Origin of the sequence: Pseudomonas sp. PA27(2017) (genome assembly GCF_001945445.1) — a bacterium.
Lineage (GTDB): Bacteria > Pseudomonadota > Gammaproteobacteria > Pseudomonadales > Pseudomonadaceae > Aquipseudomonas.
This window is the reverse complement of sequence record NZ_MSXW01000061.1, coordinates 505,248-521,411: the sequence shown is the minus strand read 5'-3', so window position 1 is coordinate 521,411 and position 16,164 is coordinate 505,248. Positions and strand designations below refer to the sequence as shown.

11 protein-coding genes are annotated in these 16,164 nt (G+C 62.8%); 7 read left to right on the top strand and 4 right to left on the bottom strand.

Translation table 11 applies throughout. From position 1 onward, the window contains the following. Window positions 1–131: 131 nt before the first annotated feature. Entirely contained in the window at window positions 132–1,391 is a 1,260-nt protein-coding gene (rho, locus tag BVH06_RS23975) for a transcription termination factor Rho (RefSeq protein WP_075928645.1), read from the bottom strand. Window positions 1,392–1,631: 240 nt separating this feature from the next. Then, complete coding sequence (trxA, locus tag BVH06_RS23970) at window positions 1,632–1,958, bottom strand: thioredoxin TrxA (protein ID WP_013789608.1); 327 nt, start codon at window positions 1,956–1,958, stop codon at window positions 1,632–1,634. 254 nt (window positions 1,959–2,212) lie between these two features. Between trxA and ppx the strand changes: the two genes are divergently transcribed. Continuing rightward, window positions 2,213–3,718 (top strand): exopolyphosphatase, encoded by a 1,506-nt coding sequence (gene ppx / locus BVH06_RS23965; RefSeq protein WP_075928644.1) that lies wholly within the window; start codon window positions 2,213–2,215, stop codon window positions 3,716–3,718. A gap of 14 nt (window positions 3,719–3,732) precedes the next feature. Here ppx and BVH06_RS23960 read toward each other — a convergent pair whose 3' ends face one another. After that, window positions 3,733–4,023: a DUF2218 domain-containing protein gene (locus BVH06_RS23960; RefSeq protein WP_075935708.1), complete on the bottom strand. Its 291-nt coding sequence runs from the start codon at window positions 4,021–4,023 to the stop codon at window positions 3,733–3,735. A gap of 75 nt (window positions 4,024–4,098) precedes the next feature. Then, complete coding sequence (locus BVH06_RS23955; RefSeq protein WP_075928642.1) at window positions 4,099–6,324, bottom strand: TonB-dependent siderophore receptor; 2,226 nt, start codon at window positions 6,322–6,324, stop codon at window positions 4,099–4,101. A gap of 349 nt (window positions 6,325–6,673) precedes the next feature. Between BVH06_RS23955 and BVH06_RS23950 the strand changes: the two genes are divergently transcribed. The 6 genes from BVH06_RS23950 (at window position 6,674) to BVH06_RS23925 (ending at window position 16,049) form a co-directional block, all read left to right on the top strand. After that, entirely contained in the window at window positions 6,674–7,645 is a 972-nt protein-coding gene (locus BVH06_RS23950) for an AraC family transcriptional regulator (protein WP_075935707.1), read from the top strand. 152 nt (window positions 7,646–7,797) lie between these two features. Next, window positions 7,798–9,540, top strand: coding sequence for a potassium/proton antiporter (locus BVH06_RS23945; protein WP_075928640.1), 1,743 nt, complete (start codon window positions 7,798–7,800; stop codon window positions 9,538–9,540). A 136-nt stretch (window positions 9,541–9,676) separates the two neighbouring features. Continuing rightward, window positions 9,677–13,024, top strand: a complete 3,348-nt coding sequence (mscK, locus tag BVH06_RS23940) for a mechanosensitive channel MscK (RefSeq protein WP_371915317.1) — start codon at window positions 9,677–9,679, stop codon at window positions 13,022–13,024. Beyond that, window positions 13,021–14,484 (top strand): protein adenylyltransferase SelO, encoded by a 1,464-nt coding sequence (gene selO, locus BVH06_RS23935; RefSeq protein ID WP_075935705.1) that lies wholly within the window; start codon window positions 13,021–13,023, stop codon window positions 14,482–14,484. Before mscK ends, selO begins: the two co-directional genes overlap by 4 nt. Window positions 14,485–14,494: 10 nt before the next feature. Then, entirely contained in the window at window positions 14,495–15,004 is a 510-nt protein-coding gene (locus BVH06_RS23930; RefSeq protein WP_075935704.1) for a CbrC family protein, read from the top strand. 433 nt (window positions 15,005–15,437) lie between these two features. Next, window positions 15,438–16,049 (top strand): hypothetical protein, encoded by a 612-nt coding sequence (locus tag BVH06_RS23925; RefSeq protein WP_139315723.1) that lies wholly within the window; start codon window positions 15,438–15,440, stop codon window positions 16,047–16,049. The last annotated feature ends 115 nt before the right edge of the window (window positions 16,050–16,164 follow it).

Genomic DNA, 16,164 nt, shown 5'->3' with positions numbered 1-16,164 from the left:
TCGTAGCGAGCGAAGGTCAGGCGAGGGCTAGGCGCCCCCACGAAAACCGGCGAAAAAGCGGAGTGTACTTTTGTACATGAGCATTTTGAGCCGGTTTTCAACGAAGCATGGCATTCGCGCAGTAGATCCGCTTACTTGCGCTTCATGGACATGAAGAACTCGTCGTTGGTTTTTGTGGCCTTGAGCTTGTCGATCAGGAACTCGATGGCGGCGATCTCATCCATCGGGTGCAGCAGCTTGCGCAGGATCCACATGCGCTGCAGCTCGTCTTCTGCGGTCAGCAACTCTTCGCGGCGGGTACCGGCGCGGTTGATGTTGATGGCCGGGAATACGCGCTTCTCGGCGATACGACGATCCAGGGGCAGCTCCATGTTGCCGGTACCCTTGAATTCTTCGTAGATCACTTCGTCCATCTTCGAGCCGGTTTCGACCAGCGCGGTGGCGATGATGGTCAGCGAGCCGCCTTCTTCGATGTTACGCGCGGCGCCGAAGAAACGCTTCGGCTTCTCCAGAGCGTGGGCGTCGACACCACCGGTGAGCACCTTGCCGGAGCTCGGGATCACGGTGTTGTAAGCGCGGGCCAGACGGGTGATGGAGTCGAGCAGGATGACCACATCCTTCTTGTGCTCGACCAGGCGCTTGGCCTTCTCGATGACCATCTCGGCAACCTGCACGTGGCGGGTCGGCGGCTCGTCGAAGGTGGAGGCGACCACTTCGCCGCGCACGGTGCGCTGCATTTCGGTCACTTCTTCCGGGCGCTCGTCGATCAGCAGAACGATCAGGTGGCACTCGGGGTTGTTACGGGTGATGTTCGAGGCGATGTTCTGCAACATGATGGTCTTGCCCGCTTTCGGCGGGGCGACGATCAGGCCGCGCTGGCCCTTGCCGATCGGCGCGCAGAGGTCGATCACGCGGCCGGTGATGTCCTCGGTGGAGCCGTTGCCGGCTTCCATGGTCAGGCGCTTGTTGGGGAACAGCGGCGTCAGGTTCTCGAACAGAATCTTGTTCTTGGCGTTTTCCGGACGGTCGAAATTGATGCTGTCGACTTTGAGCAGGGCGAAATAACGCTCGCCTTCTTTCGGCGGGCGGATCTTGCCGACGATGGTGTCACCGGTACGCAGGTTGAAGCGGCGGATCTGGCTCGGCGAGACGTAGATGTCATCGGGGCCGGCGAGATAGGAGGCGTCTGCGCTGCGCAAAAAGCCGAAACCGTCCTGGAGAATCTCCAGCACGCCGTCACCGGAAATTTCTTCACCGCCTTTGGCATGTTTCTTCAACAACGAGAAGATCACGTCCTGCTTGCGCGAGCGGGCCATGTTCTCGATGCCCATCTGCTCGGCCATTTCCAGCAGTTCGGTAATCGGCTTTTGCTTGAGTTCAGTCAGATTCATATAGGAATGACGTATTTATAAGAGGAGGGAATGGTAAGCATTGAGCTTGAGAGGCCGCACCGCGAGGAGGCGACAGGCGCCCGCTTTATTGTCGAATGTTCGATTAGGAATGCGTCGGCAGCGGCGTGCAGGGGGTCACTTAGGAAAAGCGACGGCCCCGAATGTAACATCGGCTTTGCGAAGGCGTCTAGCCTCCAGGCAGAAAAAAGCCCCGTTGTCTACGGGGCTTTTCGGCGACGCTTACAGGTTGGCGTCGATGAAGGCAGCCAGTTGCGACTTGGACAGGGCGCCGACCTTGGTGGCTTCGACGCTGCCGTTCTTGAACAGCATCAGGGTCGGGATGCCACGCACGCCGTACTTTGGCGGAGTGTCCTGGTTCTCGTCGATGTTCAGTTTGCAGACCTTCAGCTTGCCCTGGTACTCCTTGGAGATCTCGTCCAGCACCGGAGCGATCATCTTGCACGGACCACACCACTCGGCCCAATAGTCGACCAGCACCGGCCCGTCTGCCTGGATGACGTCCTGATCGAAGCTGGCATCGCTTACATTGGTGATGAATTCACTCATGGGAAGTCTCCGTGTTGGCACGCAATAACGATAAAAGTGGCGGCCATGATAGCCCGGCTCGCGTGACACAGGAAGGCGCCCGCCATTGAGCGTAGCCATAGAGGCTATCGACACGGCCAATGGGCGAGCCCGCCGATGACGCGCGCGCGCGACCGCCGCAGGCAGCTGGCGCAATGCCTGCAACGTGCGTATCCGTTGGCGTGCGCGGCCTATCGTGGCACGATGGCGGGGTTCTGCATCGAGATTGACTGATCATGCCGCAAACCCATTCCGAGTCCTTCCCGCTGGTCGCCGCCATCGACCTGGGTTCCAACAGCTTTCACATGGTGCTGGCCAAGGCCGACCATGGCGAGATCCGTATCCTCGAACGGCTCGGTGACAAGGTACAGCTGGCGGCGGGCATCGACGAACAGCGCCAGCTCAGCGAAGAGGCCATGCAACGCGGCCTCGATTGCCTGAGCCGCTTCGCCCAACTGACCAACAGCCTGCCCCAGGGCGCGGTGCGCATCGTCGGCACCAACGCTCTGCGCGAGGCGCGCAACCGCGCCGAGTTCATCCGCCGGGCCGAAGCGCTGCTGGGCCATCAGGTGGAAGTGATCTCCGGTCGCGAAGAAGCGCGCCTCATCTACCTGGGCGTGTCCCATTCGATCGCCGACACGCCGGGCAAGCGCCTGGTCGCCGATATCGGCGGTGGCAGTACCGAATTCATCATCGGCCAGCGCTTCGAGCCGCTGCTGCGCGAAAGCCTGCAGATGGGCTGCGTCAGCTACACCCAGCGCTATTTCAAGGACGGCAAGATCACCCCCGCCCGCTATGCCCAGGCCTACACCGCCGCGCGCCTGGAGATAATGGGCATCGAGCACGGCCTGACCCGCCTCGGCTGGCAAGATGCGGTCGGCGCCTCGGGCACCATCAAGGCCATCGGCCTGGCGATCCAGTCCGCGGGGCTGAGCAACAACGGTGAAGTCACCGCCGAAGGCCTGGCCTGGCTCAAGCGCAAGGTGTTCAAGTTCGGCGATGTCGAGCGCCTGGACCTGGAGGGCGTGAAGCCCGATCGCCGGCCGATCTTCCCGGCCGGCCTGGCGATTCTCGAAGCCATCTTCGATGCTTGCGAGCTGAATCGCATGAGCCATTCCGAAGGCGCACTGCGCGAAGGCGTGCTCTACGACCTGCTCGGCCGTCATCAGCATGAAGACGTGCGCGAACGCACCCTCTCGGCATTCATGGAGCGTTATCACGTCGATCAGGAGCAGGCCGCCCGGGTTGAAGCCAAGGCGTTGTCGGCCTTGGACAAGGTCGCCAAGGACTGGGAGCTGACCGACGACTGGCACCGCGAACTGCTCAGCTGGGCCGCCAAGGTTCACGAAGTCGGCCTGGACATCGCCCACTATCAGTACCACAAGCACGGCGCCTACCTGATCGAACACTCCGACCTGGCTGGCTTTTCGCGCCAGGATCAGCAGATGCTCGCCCTGCTGGTGCGCGGCCACCGCCGCAACATTCCCAAGGAAAAGCTCACCGAATTCGGCGCCGAGGGCGTCAAGTTGGTGCGCCTGTGCGTGTTGCTGCGCTTTGCCATCCTGTTCCACCACATTCGTGGCAGTCAGAACATGCCCAGCGTGCACCTGAAGGTCGGCCCCTCCAGCCTGGCCATCGAGTTCCCCCGGGGCTGGCTGGCCGCCAACCCGCTGACCCAGGCGGATTTCGAAAGCGAAGCCGAGTGGCTCAAGCGCATCGACATGACCCTGACCGTCAGCTGACGGCGGTGCCTGGATCAGGCGCCTGAGGGCTGCCATTCGATAACCAGCCCCTCCTGGCGAGCGAACCGCGGCAGGTGATCGTCGAGTACCGCGCGGATGCGTGCCGCGGCGTGTTCATGCGGCGCTTCGCAGGCGAAGCGCAGGCCCTGGGCATCGGCATACATCCGGCACGACCCGAACGGAAAATCCGCCCAGGCCTGGTGCTCGTCGAACTCGACAGCGATCTTGTGGCGAAAATGCTTGCACAGCTTGGTCATGTACAGCGTGGCCGAGGCGGTGGCCACGGCGCCTTGAAAACGGATCATGCAGGGCTCTCACGGTTCATTTCTTATGGGTGTCGCGGGAACGGCGCGGGCAACGCGTGGCCCGCGCCGCGCGGCTCAGAAGTCGTAGCTCAGGCTGGTGTAGAAAGTGCGCCCCGGCTCGTTGTAGGTGTAGGCGCCGGCCTGCACGGCATTGCCTTCGCGATACAGGCGCTTGTCGAACAGGTTGTTGATGCCCGCCCCGACACTCCAGCCGTCGCCCAGCCGGTAGGTACCGCTCAAGCCGGCCAGAGCGTAGGGTGATATTTCCCGGCGCGCATCGCCGCTCAGCAGGTTGCCCTGATAGTCGTACTTGCCAGGCGTCTGCCGGCCGTACCAGGTCACTGTCGCCTGCAGTGCGAGGGGCTCGCTGACCTGCCAATCGAGCGTCGAGTTAACGGTGAACTCGGGGATGATCGACAGCGGCTCGCCGGTCTGCTTGTTGGTCGACTGCAGCATGTAGGTGAAGTTGGTGCTCCAGTCCAACGCCGGACTGAGCGGCACGTTGAGGGTGCCTTCCAGGCCTTCGACGACCGCCCTGGGCACGTTCTCCCAGCGGAAGATGTCGGCGTTGGCATAGCCAGCATTGCTGCCACCGGTGGCGCTGCCGACCGCGGTTCTGCCGGCCTCGATCTTGTTGCGGTAGTCGTTGCGGAACCAGGTGATGCCGGCCACCCAGCCATCACGTTTGAACTCGATGCCCAGCTCCTTGTTGATGCTGGTTTCGGCGTCCAGGCCGTCGTTGCCCTGCAGGTAGCAGCTGCCACCGGCGCCCCAGCAGCCCTGCCCGCGGCTGTAGAGCAGGTAATTGGGGTTGAGTTGGAACAGGTTGGGCGCCTTGTAGGCACGGGCGATGCCGGCCTTGAGCACCAGTTCTCTGGTGAGTTCGTGGGACAGGTTGAGCGATGGGCTCCAGTTGCCGCCCACCACGCTGTGGCGGTCGAAGCGCAGGCCCGGCGTCAGGGTGGTGCCGGGCCGCAGCTCGATGTTGTCCTCGATGAATACCGAGGCGATGCGCGCCGACGAATCGGTGGGCCGCGAACTGCCGCCGATGCCGGGCACCGAGCCCGCCTCGGTGGTGGTCTGGGTATTGGAGAACGGATCGTCCATGCGCTGCTCGCTCCACTCGGCGCCGAGCGTCAGCACCTGCTCCAGCGCGCCGGAAAGCGGCAAGTTGATCTCGCTGTGGGCCGTGGTGCTCTGCAGCTCGATGGTGCCGAACAGACTGCCGTTGATATTGCCTTCCGGCCCGCCGGCCAGGCCTTCCTGCAAGCGGCGATTGCGGGTCTTTTCGTACTGCAGGTAGTTCAGGGTGGTGCCGAATTCCCAGTCGCCGTGGTGGGTGACGGCGTAGTTCTCGCGGTAGACCACATTGGTTTCGCGGCCCAGCCAGGGCGAACGAAAACCGGCCAGCGCCGCCGAGGCACTGTTGTTCATGCTGTCGCCGGCGTAGATGTTGCCCTGGCGGCTGAAGCCAGCCTCGAAGTCGAGGCTCTGTTCGTCGTTCAGGCGCCAGGACAAGAGGCCGTTGACGTCCTTGTTGCGCACGCCTTCGCGACCCGCGGTGGCGCGCGCGGTGGGGTCGATGGTATGGCCGCTGTTGATGTCCTCGTCGTCGGCGTCGGTCTTGTTCAGGTTGCCGTAGAGGCGGTACGACAGGTTCTCGGCCAGCGGCCCGCTGAGGCCGAAATTGAAGCGCCGCGTGGCACCCTCCTCGCTGTGTTGCGGCGCATTGGCATACAGGCTGAGGTTACCGTGGTGCTCCAGGTCGGCCTTCCTGGTGATGATGTTGATCACCCCGCCCGCTGCGCCGCTGCCATAGCGCGCCGCCGCCGGGCCGCGCAGCACCTCGATGCGCTCGACCTGCTCGGCCGGCACCCAGTTGGTATCGCCGCGGGTGTCACGGTCGCCGCGCCAGCCATAGCGTACCGCGTTGCGCGAGCTGATCGGCTTGCCGTCCACCAGAATCAGGGTGTTCTCCGGTCCCATGCCGCGGATATCGATCTGCCGGTTGTTGCCGCGTGCACCAGATCCGCTGTTACCGGTCAGGTTGACGCCGGGCTGCTTGCGAATGATGTCGGCCAGGTCATTGGCCGGCGGCGCCTTGCGGATGTCCTCGGCACTGATGACCGAAACCCCGGGCGCCTGCTTGAGCTCTTCCTGGGCCGTGGCCATGACCCGCGTTTCCTCGAGCTCCACAGCCTGATCGAGCTGCTCGGCCTGAACCCCCGCAACCGCGCTGCCCGCCAGCAAAACGGCCAGTGCCAGCCGATTGAGCGCCCAAACCCCGTGACCTGCATTCATGAACTGCTTCCTCCCCAAAAATAAATACGCAATCGATTCGTATTTGCATAAGCGGATTTTTCCATGTCAGTGCGACCGAAAGGTTTGCGCAAACAATGAAGATGTTTGCGCCAGATCAAACCGCCAGGCACTTACGCTTAGGAATGATTTGCATTTAGACGGTGGCCAGCGTTAGGCTTCCCAGGCGTTTCCGATCAGGGTGCAGTCGAATCCATCCATGGTTCGTGATCGGCACCTGGCCCGCCACAAGCGGGTACTCGGACTCGCGCCAGCCCTTCTTCGTGCTGCTGTTACCGCTCGCCGAACCCACGCCCACCTCAGCCGTCACGCCAGCCGCGAGGCCTCGATCATGAACACCGTCCTTCATCCTCAGGAACTGATCCGGCAGATCGGCCCTGACCTGGGCCCGCACTTGCGCCTGATCGACAATGAGTCCTCAAAAGCCAATCTGTTTCGCGGCAAGCTGCGCTGGCTGCACTTGCGCTCAGGCCTGTCGCTGCATTGCAGCGACTGCCTTGAGCTGAGCACCTTCAGCACGCAATTGCAGATCGAGCCGCGGCTGAACTTCGTGCTGTTTCTCGACGGCCACAGCGACGTGCGCTACGACGACCGCGCAGTGCGCTTCGGCGGCGAGCACGGGCGCGGTGAAGGCATCGCGATGTCGCTGGCCGAACCGGTGCTGTTCTCGCGCCAGGCACGGCGCGGCAGCCACATCCGCAAGCTGGTGATCAGCCTCTCCCCGCAGTGGCTGGAGGCCGGCGGCCTGGATGGCCAGAACGAATGCGCGGCGATCGATCGCTTCAGCCGCCAGCACCTGGCCATGCTGCGCTGGCAACCCTCGGCGCGACTGCGCACCCTGGCCGAGCAGATCCTCAACCCGCCGGGCTACAACCCGCTGCTGGAGAACCTATACCTGGAAAGCCGCAGCCTGGAGATCGCCAGCGAAGCCCTGGCGATGATCAGCCAGCAGGGCACGCAGCCACTGCAGGGCCTGCGCCCCCATGAACACCAGCGCATCCGCCGCGTGCTGGAACTGCTCGACAGCGGCCAGGCCGATGACTGGAATACCGATGCCATCGCCCGCGAGGCCGGTATCAACATCAACAGCCTGCAACGCCAGTTCCAGGCCAGCCAGGGCATGACGCTGTTCGAGTACCAGCGCGTGCGCAAGCTCAAACAGGCCCGCGAAGCCCTCGAACGCGAGGGCATCAGTGTCACCGAGGCCGCCTGGCGAGCGGGCTATGGCAGCGCCGCCAACTTCGCCACGGCATTCAAGCGCCAGTTCGGCCTGACGCCCAGGCAGGTGCGCACCAAGCTCTGAAAACCCGTTTCGGTACCTCGAGCGAGGCCGGTGGCGGCCCGCCAAGCCGCGCACTGCGCGGACCTGACGGGCTTTGTAACTATTTTTGACAGCGGCGCAGACGTGCAGGCTAGAATCGGGCTCGCTTTTTTTGCCCGTGGAGTCTTGCCGCCTTGGATGCCAGCACCATCAACAGCCTCCTGCTCGTCGGCGCCCTCATGGTCGGCGCGAGCATCATGGTCAGCTCGCTGTCCTCGCGCCTCGGCATCCCGATTCTGGTCATCATTCTCGCCGTCGGCATGGTCGCAGGCGTCGATGGCGGCGGCATCATCTTCAACAACTACCCGACCGCCTACCTGGTGGGCAACCTGGCGTTGGCGGTGATCCTGCTCGACGGCGGCGTGCGCACCCGGGTCGGCAGTTTCCGGGTGGCGTTGTGGCCGGCCCTGTCGCTCGCCACGGTCGGCGTATTGATCACTACGGTGCTCACCGGTATGGCCGCCGCCTGGCTGTTCGGCCTGAGCCTGATGCAGGGTCTTTTGATCGGCGCCATCGTCGGTTCCACCGATGCGGCTGCAGTGTTCTCGCTGCTCGGCGGCAAGGGCCTCAACGAGCGTGTCAGCGCCACTCTGGAGATCGAATCCGGTAGCAACGACCCGATGGCGGTGTTTCTCACCGTCACGTTGATCGACATGCTCGCCAAGGGCCAGGGCGAATTCCACCTGAGTTTCCTCGGCCATCTGGTGCAGGAATTCGGCATCGGTTCGGTACTGGGCCTGGGCGGCGGCTGGCTGCTGTTGAAGATCATCAACCGCCTGCACCTGGCCCATGGCCTGTACCCGCTGCTGGTGGTCAGTGGCGGTCTGCTGGTGTTCGCCCTGACCAACGCCCTGCATGGCAGCGGTTTCCTGGCCGTTTATCTGTGCGGCCTGGTGCTGGGCAACCGGCCGATTCGCTCGCGCCACGGCATCCTGCACATGCTCGACGGCATGGCCTGGCTGGCGCAGATCGGCATGTTCCTGGTACTCGGCCTGCTGGTCACACCCCACGACCTGCTGCCCATCGCCTTGCCTGCACTGGGCCTGGCGCTGTGGATGATCCTCTTCGCGCGGCCGCTGTCGGTGCTGGTCGGGCTGATTCCGTTTCGCGCCTTCCATACCAAGGAGAAGGTGTTCATCGCCTGGGTCGGCCTGCGCGGCGCGGTACCGATCATTCTCGCCGTGTTCCCGATGATGGCCGGGCTGCCCCATGCCCAGCTGTATTTCAACCTGGCGTTCTTCATCGTGCTGGTATCACTGCTGCTGCAGGGCGCCAGCCTGCCGTGGGTCGCCAAGGTGCTCAAGGTAACGGTACCACCCGACCCCGTGCCGATCTCCCGCGCCGGCCTGGAAGTGCACCCGACCAGCCAGTGGGAGCTGTTCGTCTATCGCCTGGGCGCGGAAAAGTGGTGCATCGGCGCGCCGCTGCGCGACCTGAAGATGCCGGATTCCACCCGCGTCGCCGCGTTGTTTCGCAATCATCAGTTGTTGCACCCTTCCGGCAGCACGGTGCTGGAGGCCGGCGACATGCTCTGCGTGATCGGCCACGAGCATGACCTGCCGGCCCTCGGCAAGCTGTTCAGCCAGGCGCCGCAACGTGGCATGGACCTGCGCTTCTTCGGTGACTTCGTGCTCGAAGGCGATGCCCAATTGGGTGCTATCGCCGCACTCTACGGCCTGGCCACCAACGACGTGGACCCTGCGCTGACCCTGGGCCGCTTCATCAACCAGCAGATCGGCGGCGGGCCGGTGGTTGGCGATCAGGTCGAGTGGCAGGGCCTGACCTGGACGGTTGCCGAGATGGACGGGAACAAGATCCGCAAGGTCGGCGTCAGATTCCCCGAAGGCGTCCGCCCGGGCCCTGGCCTGTCGTTCTGACAGCCGCCCAATAGCGCGCCTTGCAGCGCCCTACCGAGCCGGTGGGGCTGATGCGCGGCAGCTCGTGACAGATCGCCGCGCAGGTCTTCTCACCAGTCTGTAGACTCAGCAGGACTCCACCCCCGCGATCATGACCATGCACTCTTTCCGTCGTTTGCTTGCCGTTTTCCTGCTAGGCCTGTGCCTGGCCAATTCGCCCGCCTGGGCCGACGCCAACCCGACCGCCGCCGACGTGCAGCGCAGCCTGGACACCCTGGCCGACCGCAAACTGGTCGAGCCGGAGCAGACCCAGGTGCGCCAGACGCTGGAAAAGACCCTGGATGCGCTCAATGCCCAGGCCGATAGCCAGCAGAAGCTCGCCGCCCTGGAGAAACAGCTGACCCTGGCGCCACGCCAGACCCAGGACGCCCACCGCGAACTGGAGAAGCTCAAGGCCAGCAATGTGGTGCCCGTCGCCCAACGCTACGCCAACACTGGCGTGGCCCAGCTGGAGCAGATTCTCAGCGAGCGCAGCGCCCAGCTCAGCGATTGGCAGAAGCAGATCAACGACGCCAACACCCTGATCATCACCGCACAGACGCGCCCGGAGCGAGCCCAGGCCGAGATCAGCGGCAACCAGACCCGTGCCCAGCAGATCAACACCCTGCTCAAGAACGGCCGCGAGGACGGCAAGGCGCTGAGCGCCGAGCGCGTCAACCAGCTCAAGGCCGAACTGGGCCAGCTAGGCACCCTGACGCAACTGCGCCGCCAGGAAATGGCCGGCAACAGCGTGCTGCAGGATCTGGGCAGCGCCCAGCGCGACCTGCTCGACGAGCGCATCAAGCGCCTGGACGTCGAGCTGCAGGACCTGCAGAACCTGATCAATGAAAAGCGCCGCGACCAGTCCGAACGCACCGTCGCCGAACAATCCATGGAGGCGCAGAAGGTCGGCGGCTCCGACACCCTGCTGTCACGCGAGAGTGCGCTGAACCTCAAGCTGTCCGACTACCTGCTGCGCGGCACCGATCGTCTCAACGAGCTGACCCAGCTGAACCTGCGCACCCAGCAGCAGCTCGACACCCTGAACCAGACCGACCAGGCCCTCGACGAGCAGATCAGCGTGCTGCAGGGCAGCCTGCTGCTGTCCAAGATCCTCTACAAGCAGAAGCAGTCGCTGCCCAAGCTCAAGCTCGACAGCGGGCTGGCCGACGAGATCGCCGACATCCGCCTCTATCAGTTCGAGCTCAACCAGCAGCGCGAGCAGATTTCCAACCCAGGCGCCTACGTCGATAAACAGTTGGCCACCCAGCCGCCGGAAAGCGTGACGCCGGAGCTGCGCGAATCGCTGCTGGACCTGATCGACACCCGTCGTGCTCTGCACGACCGGCTGAACCGTGAACTCAATGCACTGCTCAACGAATCGATCACCCTGCAGCTCAACCAGAAGCAGTTGCAGGACACCGCCACCGCCTTGCGCGCGACCCTCGATGAGCAGATGTTCTGGATCCCCAGCAACAACCCGCTCAACCTCGACTGGTTCAAGACCGCGCCAGCCCAGCTGCAGCGGCAGATATCCGACCTGCCCTGGCTCGACAACATCAGCCAGCTCGGTGCCGGCCTGATCGAGCGGCCGCTTTTGTTCCTGCCGTTGCTGCTGGTGATGGGCCTGCTGCTCTACAAGCGCCGCTACCTGAGCCAGAAGCTCACCGACCTGCACAAGGACATCGGCCACTTCAAGCGCGACAGCCAGCTGCACACGCCGGTGGCGATTCTCCTCAACGTGCTGCTCGCCCTGCCCGGCACGCTGCTGCTGGCGCTGTGCGGCTTCGCCCTGCAGATGGACGCCCGCGGCCTGAACGTCAACCTCGGCTCGGCCTTCCTCGGCATGGCCCAGGCCTGGCTGGTGTTCTACACCGTGTACCGCATCTTCACGCCGGGCGGCGTGGCCGAGTTGCACTTCCACTGGGCGCGCGCCCACGTCGCCTACCTGCACCGGCAGATCCGCTGGCTGGGCGTGGTGGTGATGGCGCTGGTGGCAGTGGTCACCGTCGCCGAGCACCAGCCATCGAGCCTGTCCGACGACGTCATCGGCATCGCCGTGGTACTGACCTGCTACGGCCTGATGATCTGGCTGCTGCAGAAACTGCTGCTGCGCGGCCCGGCCCGGGAGAACGCCTCGACTTTCCGCATGTTCATCGGCGTGCTGTTCAGCATGCTGCCGCTGGGCCTGTTCCTGGCAGTGTGCTTCGGCTACTACTACACCGCCCTGAAGCTCAGCGACCGGCTTATCGACACTCTTTACCTGCTGCTGATCTGGCTGGTGGTCGAAGCGGTGTTCGTGCGCGGCCTGGCGGTCGCCGCGCGGCGCCTGGCCTACCAGCGCGCCACTGCCAAGCGCGAAGCGCAGACCACCGAGGACGGTGAAGGTACCGAAATCCAGCTGGAAACCCCCCGCCTGGACATCGAGCAGGTCAACCAGCAGTCCCTGCGCCTGATCCGCCTGACCCTTTTAGGCAGCTTCATCGCAGCGATGTACTGGGTGTGGGCCGACCTGATCTCGGTGTTCGCCTACCTCGACAACATCACCCTGTACGAATACAACAGCAGCACCGTGGCGGGCAGCGCCGCGTCGCTGATCCCGATCAGCCTGCTCGACGCCCTGTACGCGCTGATCATCGCCGCCATCACCATGGCCCTCGGGCGCAACCTGCCGGGCCTGCTGGAAGTGCTGGTGTTGTCACGCCTGCGCCTGGCCCAAGGCAGCGCCTACGCCACCACCACGCTGCTGTCGTACGTGATCTTCGGCACCGGCATCGTGGTCACCCTGTCGACCCTGGGGGTGAGCTGGAACAAACTGCAATGGCTGGTCGCCGCCCTGTCGGTGGGTATCGGTTTCGGCATGCAGGAGATCTTCGCCAACTTCATCTCCGGCCTGATCATCCTGTTCGAGCGCCCGGTACGCATCGGCGACTTGGTGACCATCGGCGGCGTGACCGGCACGGTGAAGCGTATCCATATTCGCGCCACGCACATCATCGACAGTGATCGCAAGGAAGTGATCGTGCCGAACAAGACCTTCGTCACCAGCCAGTTGATCAACTGGACCCTGACCGATACCGTGACCCGCATCGTGCTGACCTTCAAGGTCAACCGCGGCGCCGACCTGGAGAAGGTGCGCACCTTGCTGCTGCAGGCAGCCCAGGAAAACTCCCGAGTGATGCGCGACCCGGCACCGACGGCCCAGCTCAGCCTGTACGCACCGGATGGCCTGACCCACGAGCTGAAGTTCTACGTCAAGGAATTGGGCGACCGCGGTACCGCGACCGATGAGCTCAACCGCCGCATCGACCAGTTGTTCGCCGACAATGACATCAACCTGTCCAGCACACCGAAGATGGACATCGTGCTCAGCCGCGCCGCCGCGCCCCACGACACGCTCAAGCTCGACGACGAGCAACTGGCGAGCGCCGAGCACGCCGAGAAAAAAGACGAGGCCAAACCGTGAAAACCCTCGACACCCTGACCTTCGACAATCGCTTCGCCGGCCTGGGTGACGGGTTTTCAACGCACATACTGCCCGAGCCCATCGCCGAGCCGCGCCTGGTGGTAGCCAGCGAAAGCGCCCTGGCCCTGCTCGACCTTGACCCGCGCGAGGCGCAGCGCGAGGTGTTCGCCGAACTGTTCTCCGGCAACCAGCTGTGGAGCGACGCCGAGCCGCGCGCCATGGTCTATTCCGGTCACCAGTTCGGCGGCTACTCGCCGCGCCTCGGCGATGGCCGCGGCCTGCTGCTCGGCGAAGTGCTCAACGATGCCGGCGAACACTGGGACCTGCACCTCAAGGGCGCCGGCATGACGCCCTACTCGCGCATGGGCGATGGCCGCGCCGTACTGCGCTCGTCGATTCGCGAGTTTCTCGCCAGCGAAGCGCTGCATGCCCTCGGCATTCCCAGCTCGCGAGCCCTGTGCGTGACGGGATCGAACACACCGGTGTGGCGCGAGAAGCAGGAAACCGCCGCCATGCTGGTGCGCCTGGCGCGCAGCCACGTGCGCTTCGGCCACTTCGAATACTTCTACTACACGCGCCAGCACGAGCAGCTCAAGCAGCTTGCCGATTACGTGATCGAACATCATTACCCGGCATGCCTCGAGCAGCCGCAGCCTTATGCGGCCCTGCTCAACGCCGTGCTGAAACGCACCGCGGAAATGGTCGCCTGGTGGCAAGCCTATGGTTTCTGCCACGGGGTGATGAACACCGACAACATGTCGATTCTCGGCATCACCTTCGACTTCGGCCCCTACGCCTTTCTCGACGACTTCGACGCCAAGCACATCTGCAACCACTCCGACGACACCGGCCGCTACAGCTTCAGCAACCAGGTGCCCATCGCCCACTGGAACCTCTCGGCCCTCGCCCAGGCGCTGACGCCCCTGGTGGAGGTCGACACCCTGCGCGAAACCCTCGATCTGTTCCTGCCGATTTACCAGGCCCATTATCACGACCTGATGCGCAAACGCCTGGGCTTCACCAGCGCTGAAGATGGCGACGACGAGCTGATCCAGCGCCTGCTGACCCAGATGCAGGCCGGCAAGGCCACCGACTACTCGCTGTTCTTCCGCCACCTGGGTGACCAGGCGCCAGCCGAGGCGCTAAAAGTGGTGCGCAACGACTTCGTCGACCTCAACGGCTTCGACGCCTGGGCCGCCGATTACCGGGCCCGCGTGGAGCGCGAAGGCTTCGAACCAGCCGAACGACAGGCGCGCATGAACGCGGTCAACCCGCTCTACGTGCTACGCAACTACCTGGCCCAGGAAGCCATCGCTGCTGCCGAACAGGGCGACTATGGGCCCGTACGGGAACTGCACGAAGTGCTGAGCCGCCCTTTCGAGGAGCAAGCCGGCAAAGAACGCTACGCACAGCGTCCGCCGGATTGGGGCAAGCATCTGGAGATCAGCTGTTCATCGTGAGGTCGTGCTAATGCTCTTTCCCTACTTCAGAGACCCCGACAACTTCGCCTATCGCCTCGCCGAAGCCGCGCCCTGCTCGCTGTGCAGCGCGCCTGGGCTGTGGTTCTCGGCTGGAGGCTTCTACGGCCGCGAGACGATCGACTGTATCTGCGACACCTGCCTGGCTGCCGGCAAACTCAAGGCACTGGGGATCGAAACCAATGACGCCATGGAAGGTTCGCAGGAAGAGATAGACATCATCGTCTACGCCACACCGGCACTACCGACCTGGCAAGACCGTGTCTGGCCACGGATCGACGGCCGTTTCTGCGTCTTCGAGCGCTTCGCTTCCCGGGAAGACTTCATCGACAAGGCCGAATTCATCGCATCCTTCGGCGACCGCTACCCAGGCTCCGACCTGGACTGGCTCTGGGAAACTCTCCCGACGAAGCGCCTGACCCATCACCGCCAGGGCGGCGACGTGACTGTCTACCTGTTCACCAGCAACGGCACCAAACACTGCACCTGGGACGCCAACTGACAGCTACATAGAGCGTATTAGCCGAAGTCGTAATCCGCCAGCATGCCTGCACCGTCCCGCAACGCAACGTGCAGCATATTGCTCGGCAAGCACTTGCCGTTTGTCGGGCAACCTCTTATCGTCAAAACCCTCTGCGGGTGGATACCCGTACGCGTAAACCATTGCCAAAAGGAACTTGCAGTGCACCTCGCCCCTCTTCGCCCCACCGCACCGATTTCGCATCCTAAACCGCTGGGCAAAAATACTGCACAGAACACAAGTCGCGCGAATACGCGGGCACTGCATATGCACATATCAACTTATTGTTTTTATGGAAATTCAGCCTGCATCGTTAATGAGGCAGGGGCGTTATGCGGAATTCCGCCATAACGCATTAATGAAGAACTCCATCTAATCACTGTTATATGTCACAGAAAAGATGAGGAAATCCTTCATGCCAGAAGGAATTTGGCCACCAGCGATAGCGTTTTATATGCAATGCATCAGGTTTCATTGCGAAGCCGCCATGCTCTCCATTGATTTTCTCGCTGACTTTGCTTCAATGACAAACGAGGCAGATGGAAATTACGAAATAGGTGGGGAGCTACAAGACGCAATTTTGAACCATCTTCAAAATATATTCGTACACGCAGCCGCTATATCTAGATATGCTTGGCCATCTAAAGCAGGTAAAGAAAACTTGCACGCCAATCGGGGGCTAGAGTTAAAGAAGCTCCTAGAGCTTTCCGATGAAAGCCCTCTGCGCGATAGAAATCTAAGAAACAAACTAGAGCATTTCGATGAGAATCTCGATACATACCTAAATAGCAAGCCAATTGTTGGCCATGTTATACCGGCATACGTGGGCGGCTCCATCAATAGCCAAGGCGTGCCAGTACACCTATTTAGAGCCTTCTACGTTGACACAGCAATATTCGAAATACTCGGCCATAAATTTGAAGCGCAGCCAATTGTCGATGAGATATGTCGTCTGCACAGTCGCTTCCATGCCGGTGCCATATACAACTGGTTCAAATCGTTCGCTTCGCTCACTGGGATGGGCTAAAGCCGCCCCTTAACCAAACGTTAGGCATTCATCATGAGCCACCAGCAATCTGACAGCGTGCTAATTCCTCTCACAGCTGACGAAGCACTTGTCCTATTTGAATTCTTGCAGCGAT

Bases quoted from the DNA above. Each gene is read 5' to 3' on its own strand.
- BVH06_RS23950 (WP_075935707.1), top strand. From the start codon at position 6,674: ATGAACACCGTCCTTCATCCTCAGGAACTGATCCGGCAGATCGGCCCT.
- BVH06_RS23960 (WP_075935708.1), bottom strand. From the start codon at position 4,023: ATGATCCGTTTTCAAGGCGCCGTGGCCACCGCCTCGGCCACGCTGTAC.
- ppx (WP_075928644.1), top strand. From the start codon at position 2,213: ATGCCGCAAACCCATTCCGAGTCCTTCCCGCTGGTCGCCGCCATCGAC.
- mscK (WP_371915317.1), top strand. From the start codon at position 9,677: ATGCACTCTTTCCGTCGTTTGCTTGCCGTTTTCCTGCTAGGCCTGTGC.
- BVH06_RS23925 (WP_139315723.1), top strand. From the start codon at position 15,438: ATGCCAGAAGGAATTTGGCCACCAGCGATAGCGTTTTATATGCAATGC.
- BVH06_RS23955 (WP_075928642.1), bottom strand. From the start codon at position 6,324: ATGAATGCAGGTCACGGGGTTTGGGCGCTCAATCGGCTGGCACTGGCC.
- trxA (WP_013789608.1), bottom strand. From the start codon at position 1,958: ATGAGTGAATTCATCACCAATGTAAGCGATGCCAGCTTCGATCAGGAC.
- BVH06_RS23930 (WP_075935704.1), top strand. From the start codon at position 14,495: ATGCTCTTTCCCTACTTCAGAGACCCCGACAACTTCGCCTATCGCCTC.
- rho (WP_075928645.1), bottom strand. From the start codon at position 1,391: ATGAATCTGACTGAACTCAAGCAAAAGCCGATTACCGAACTGCTGGAA.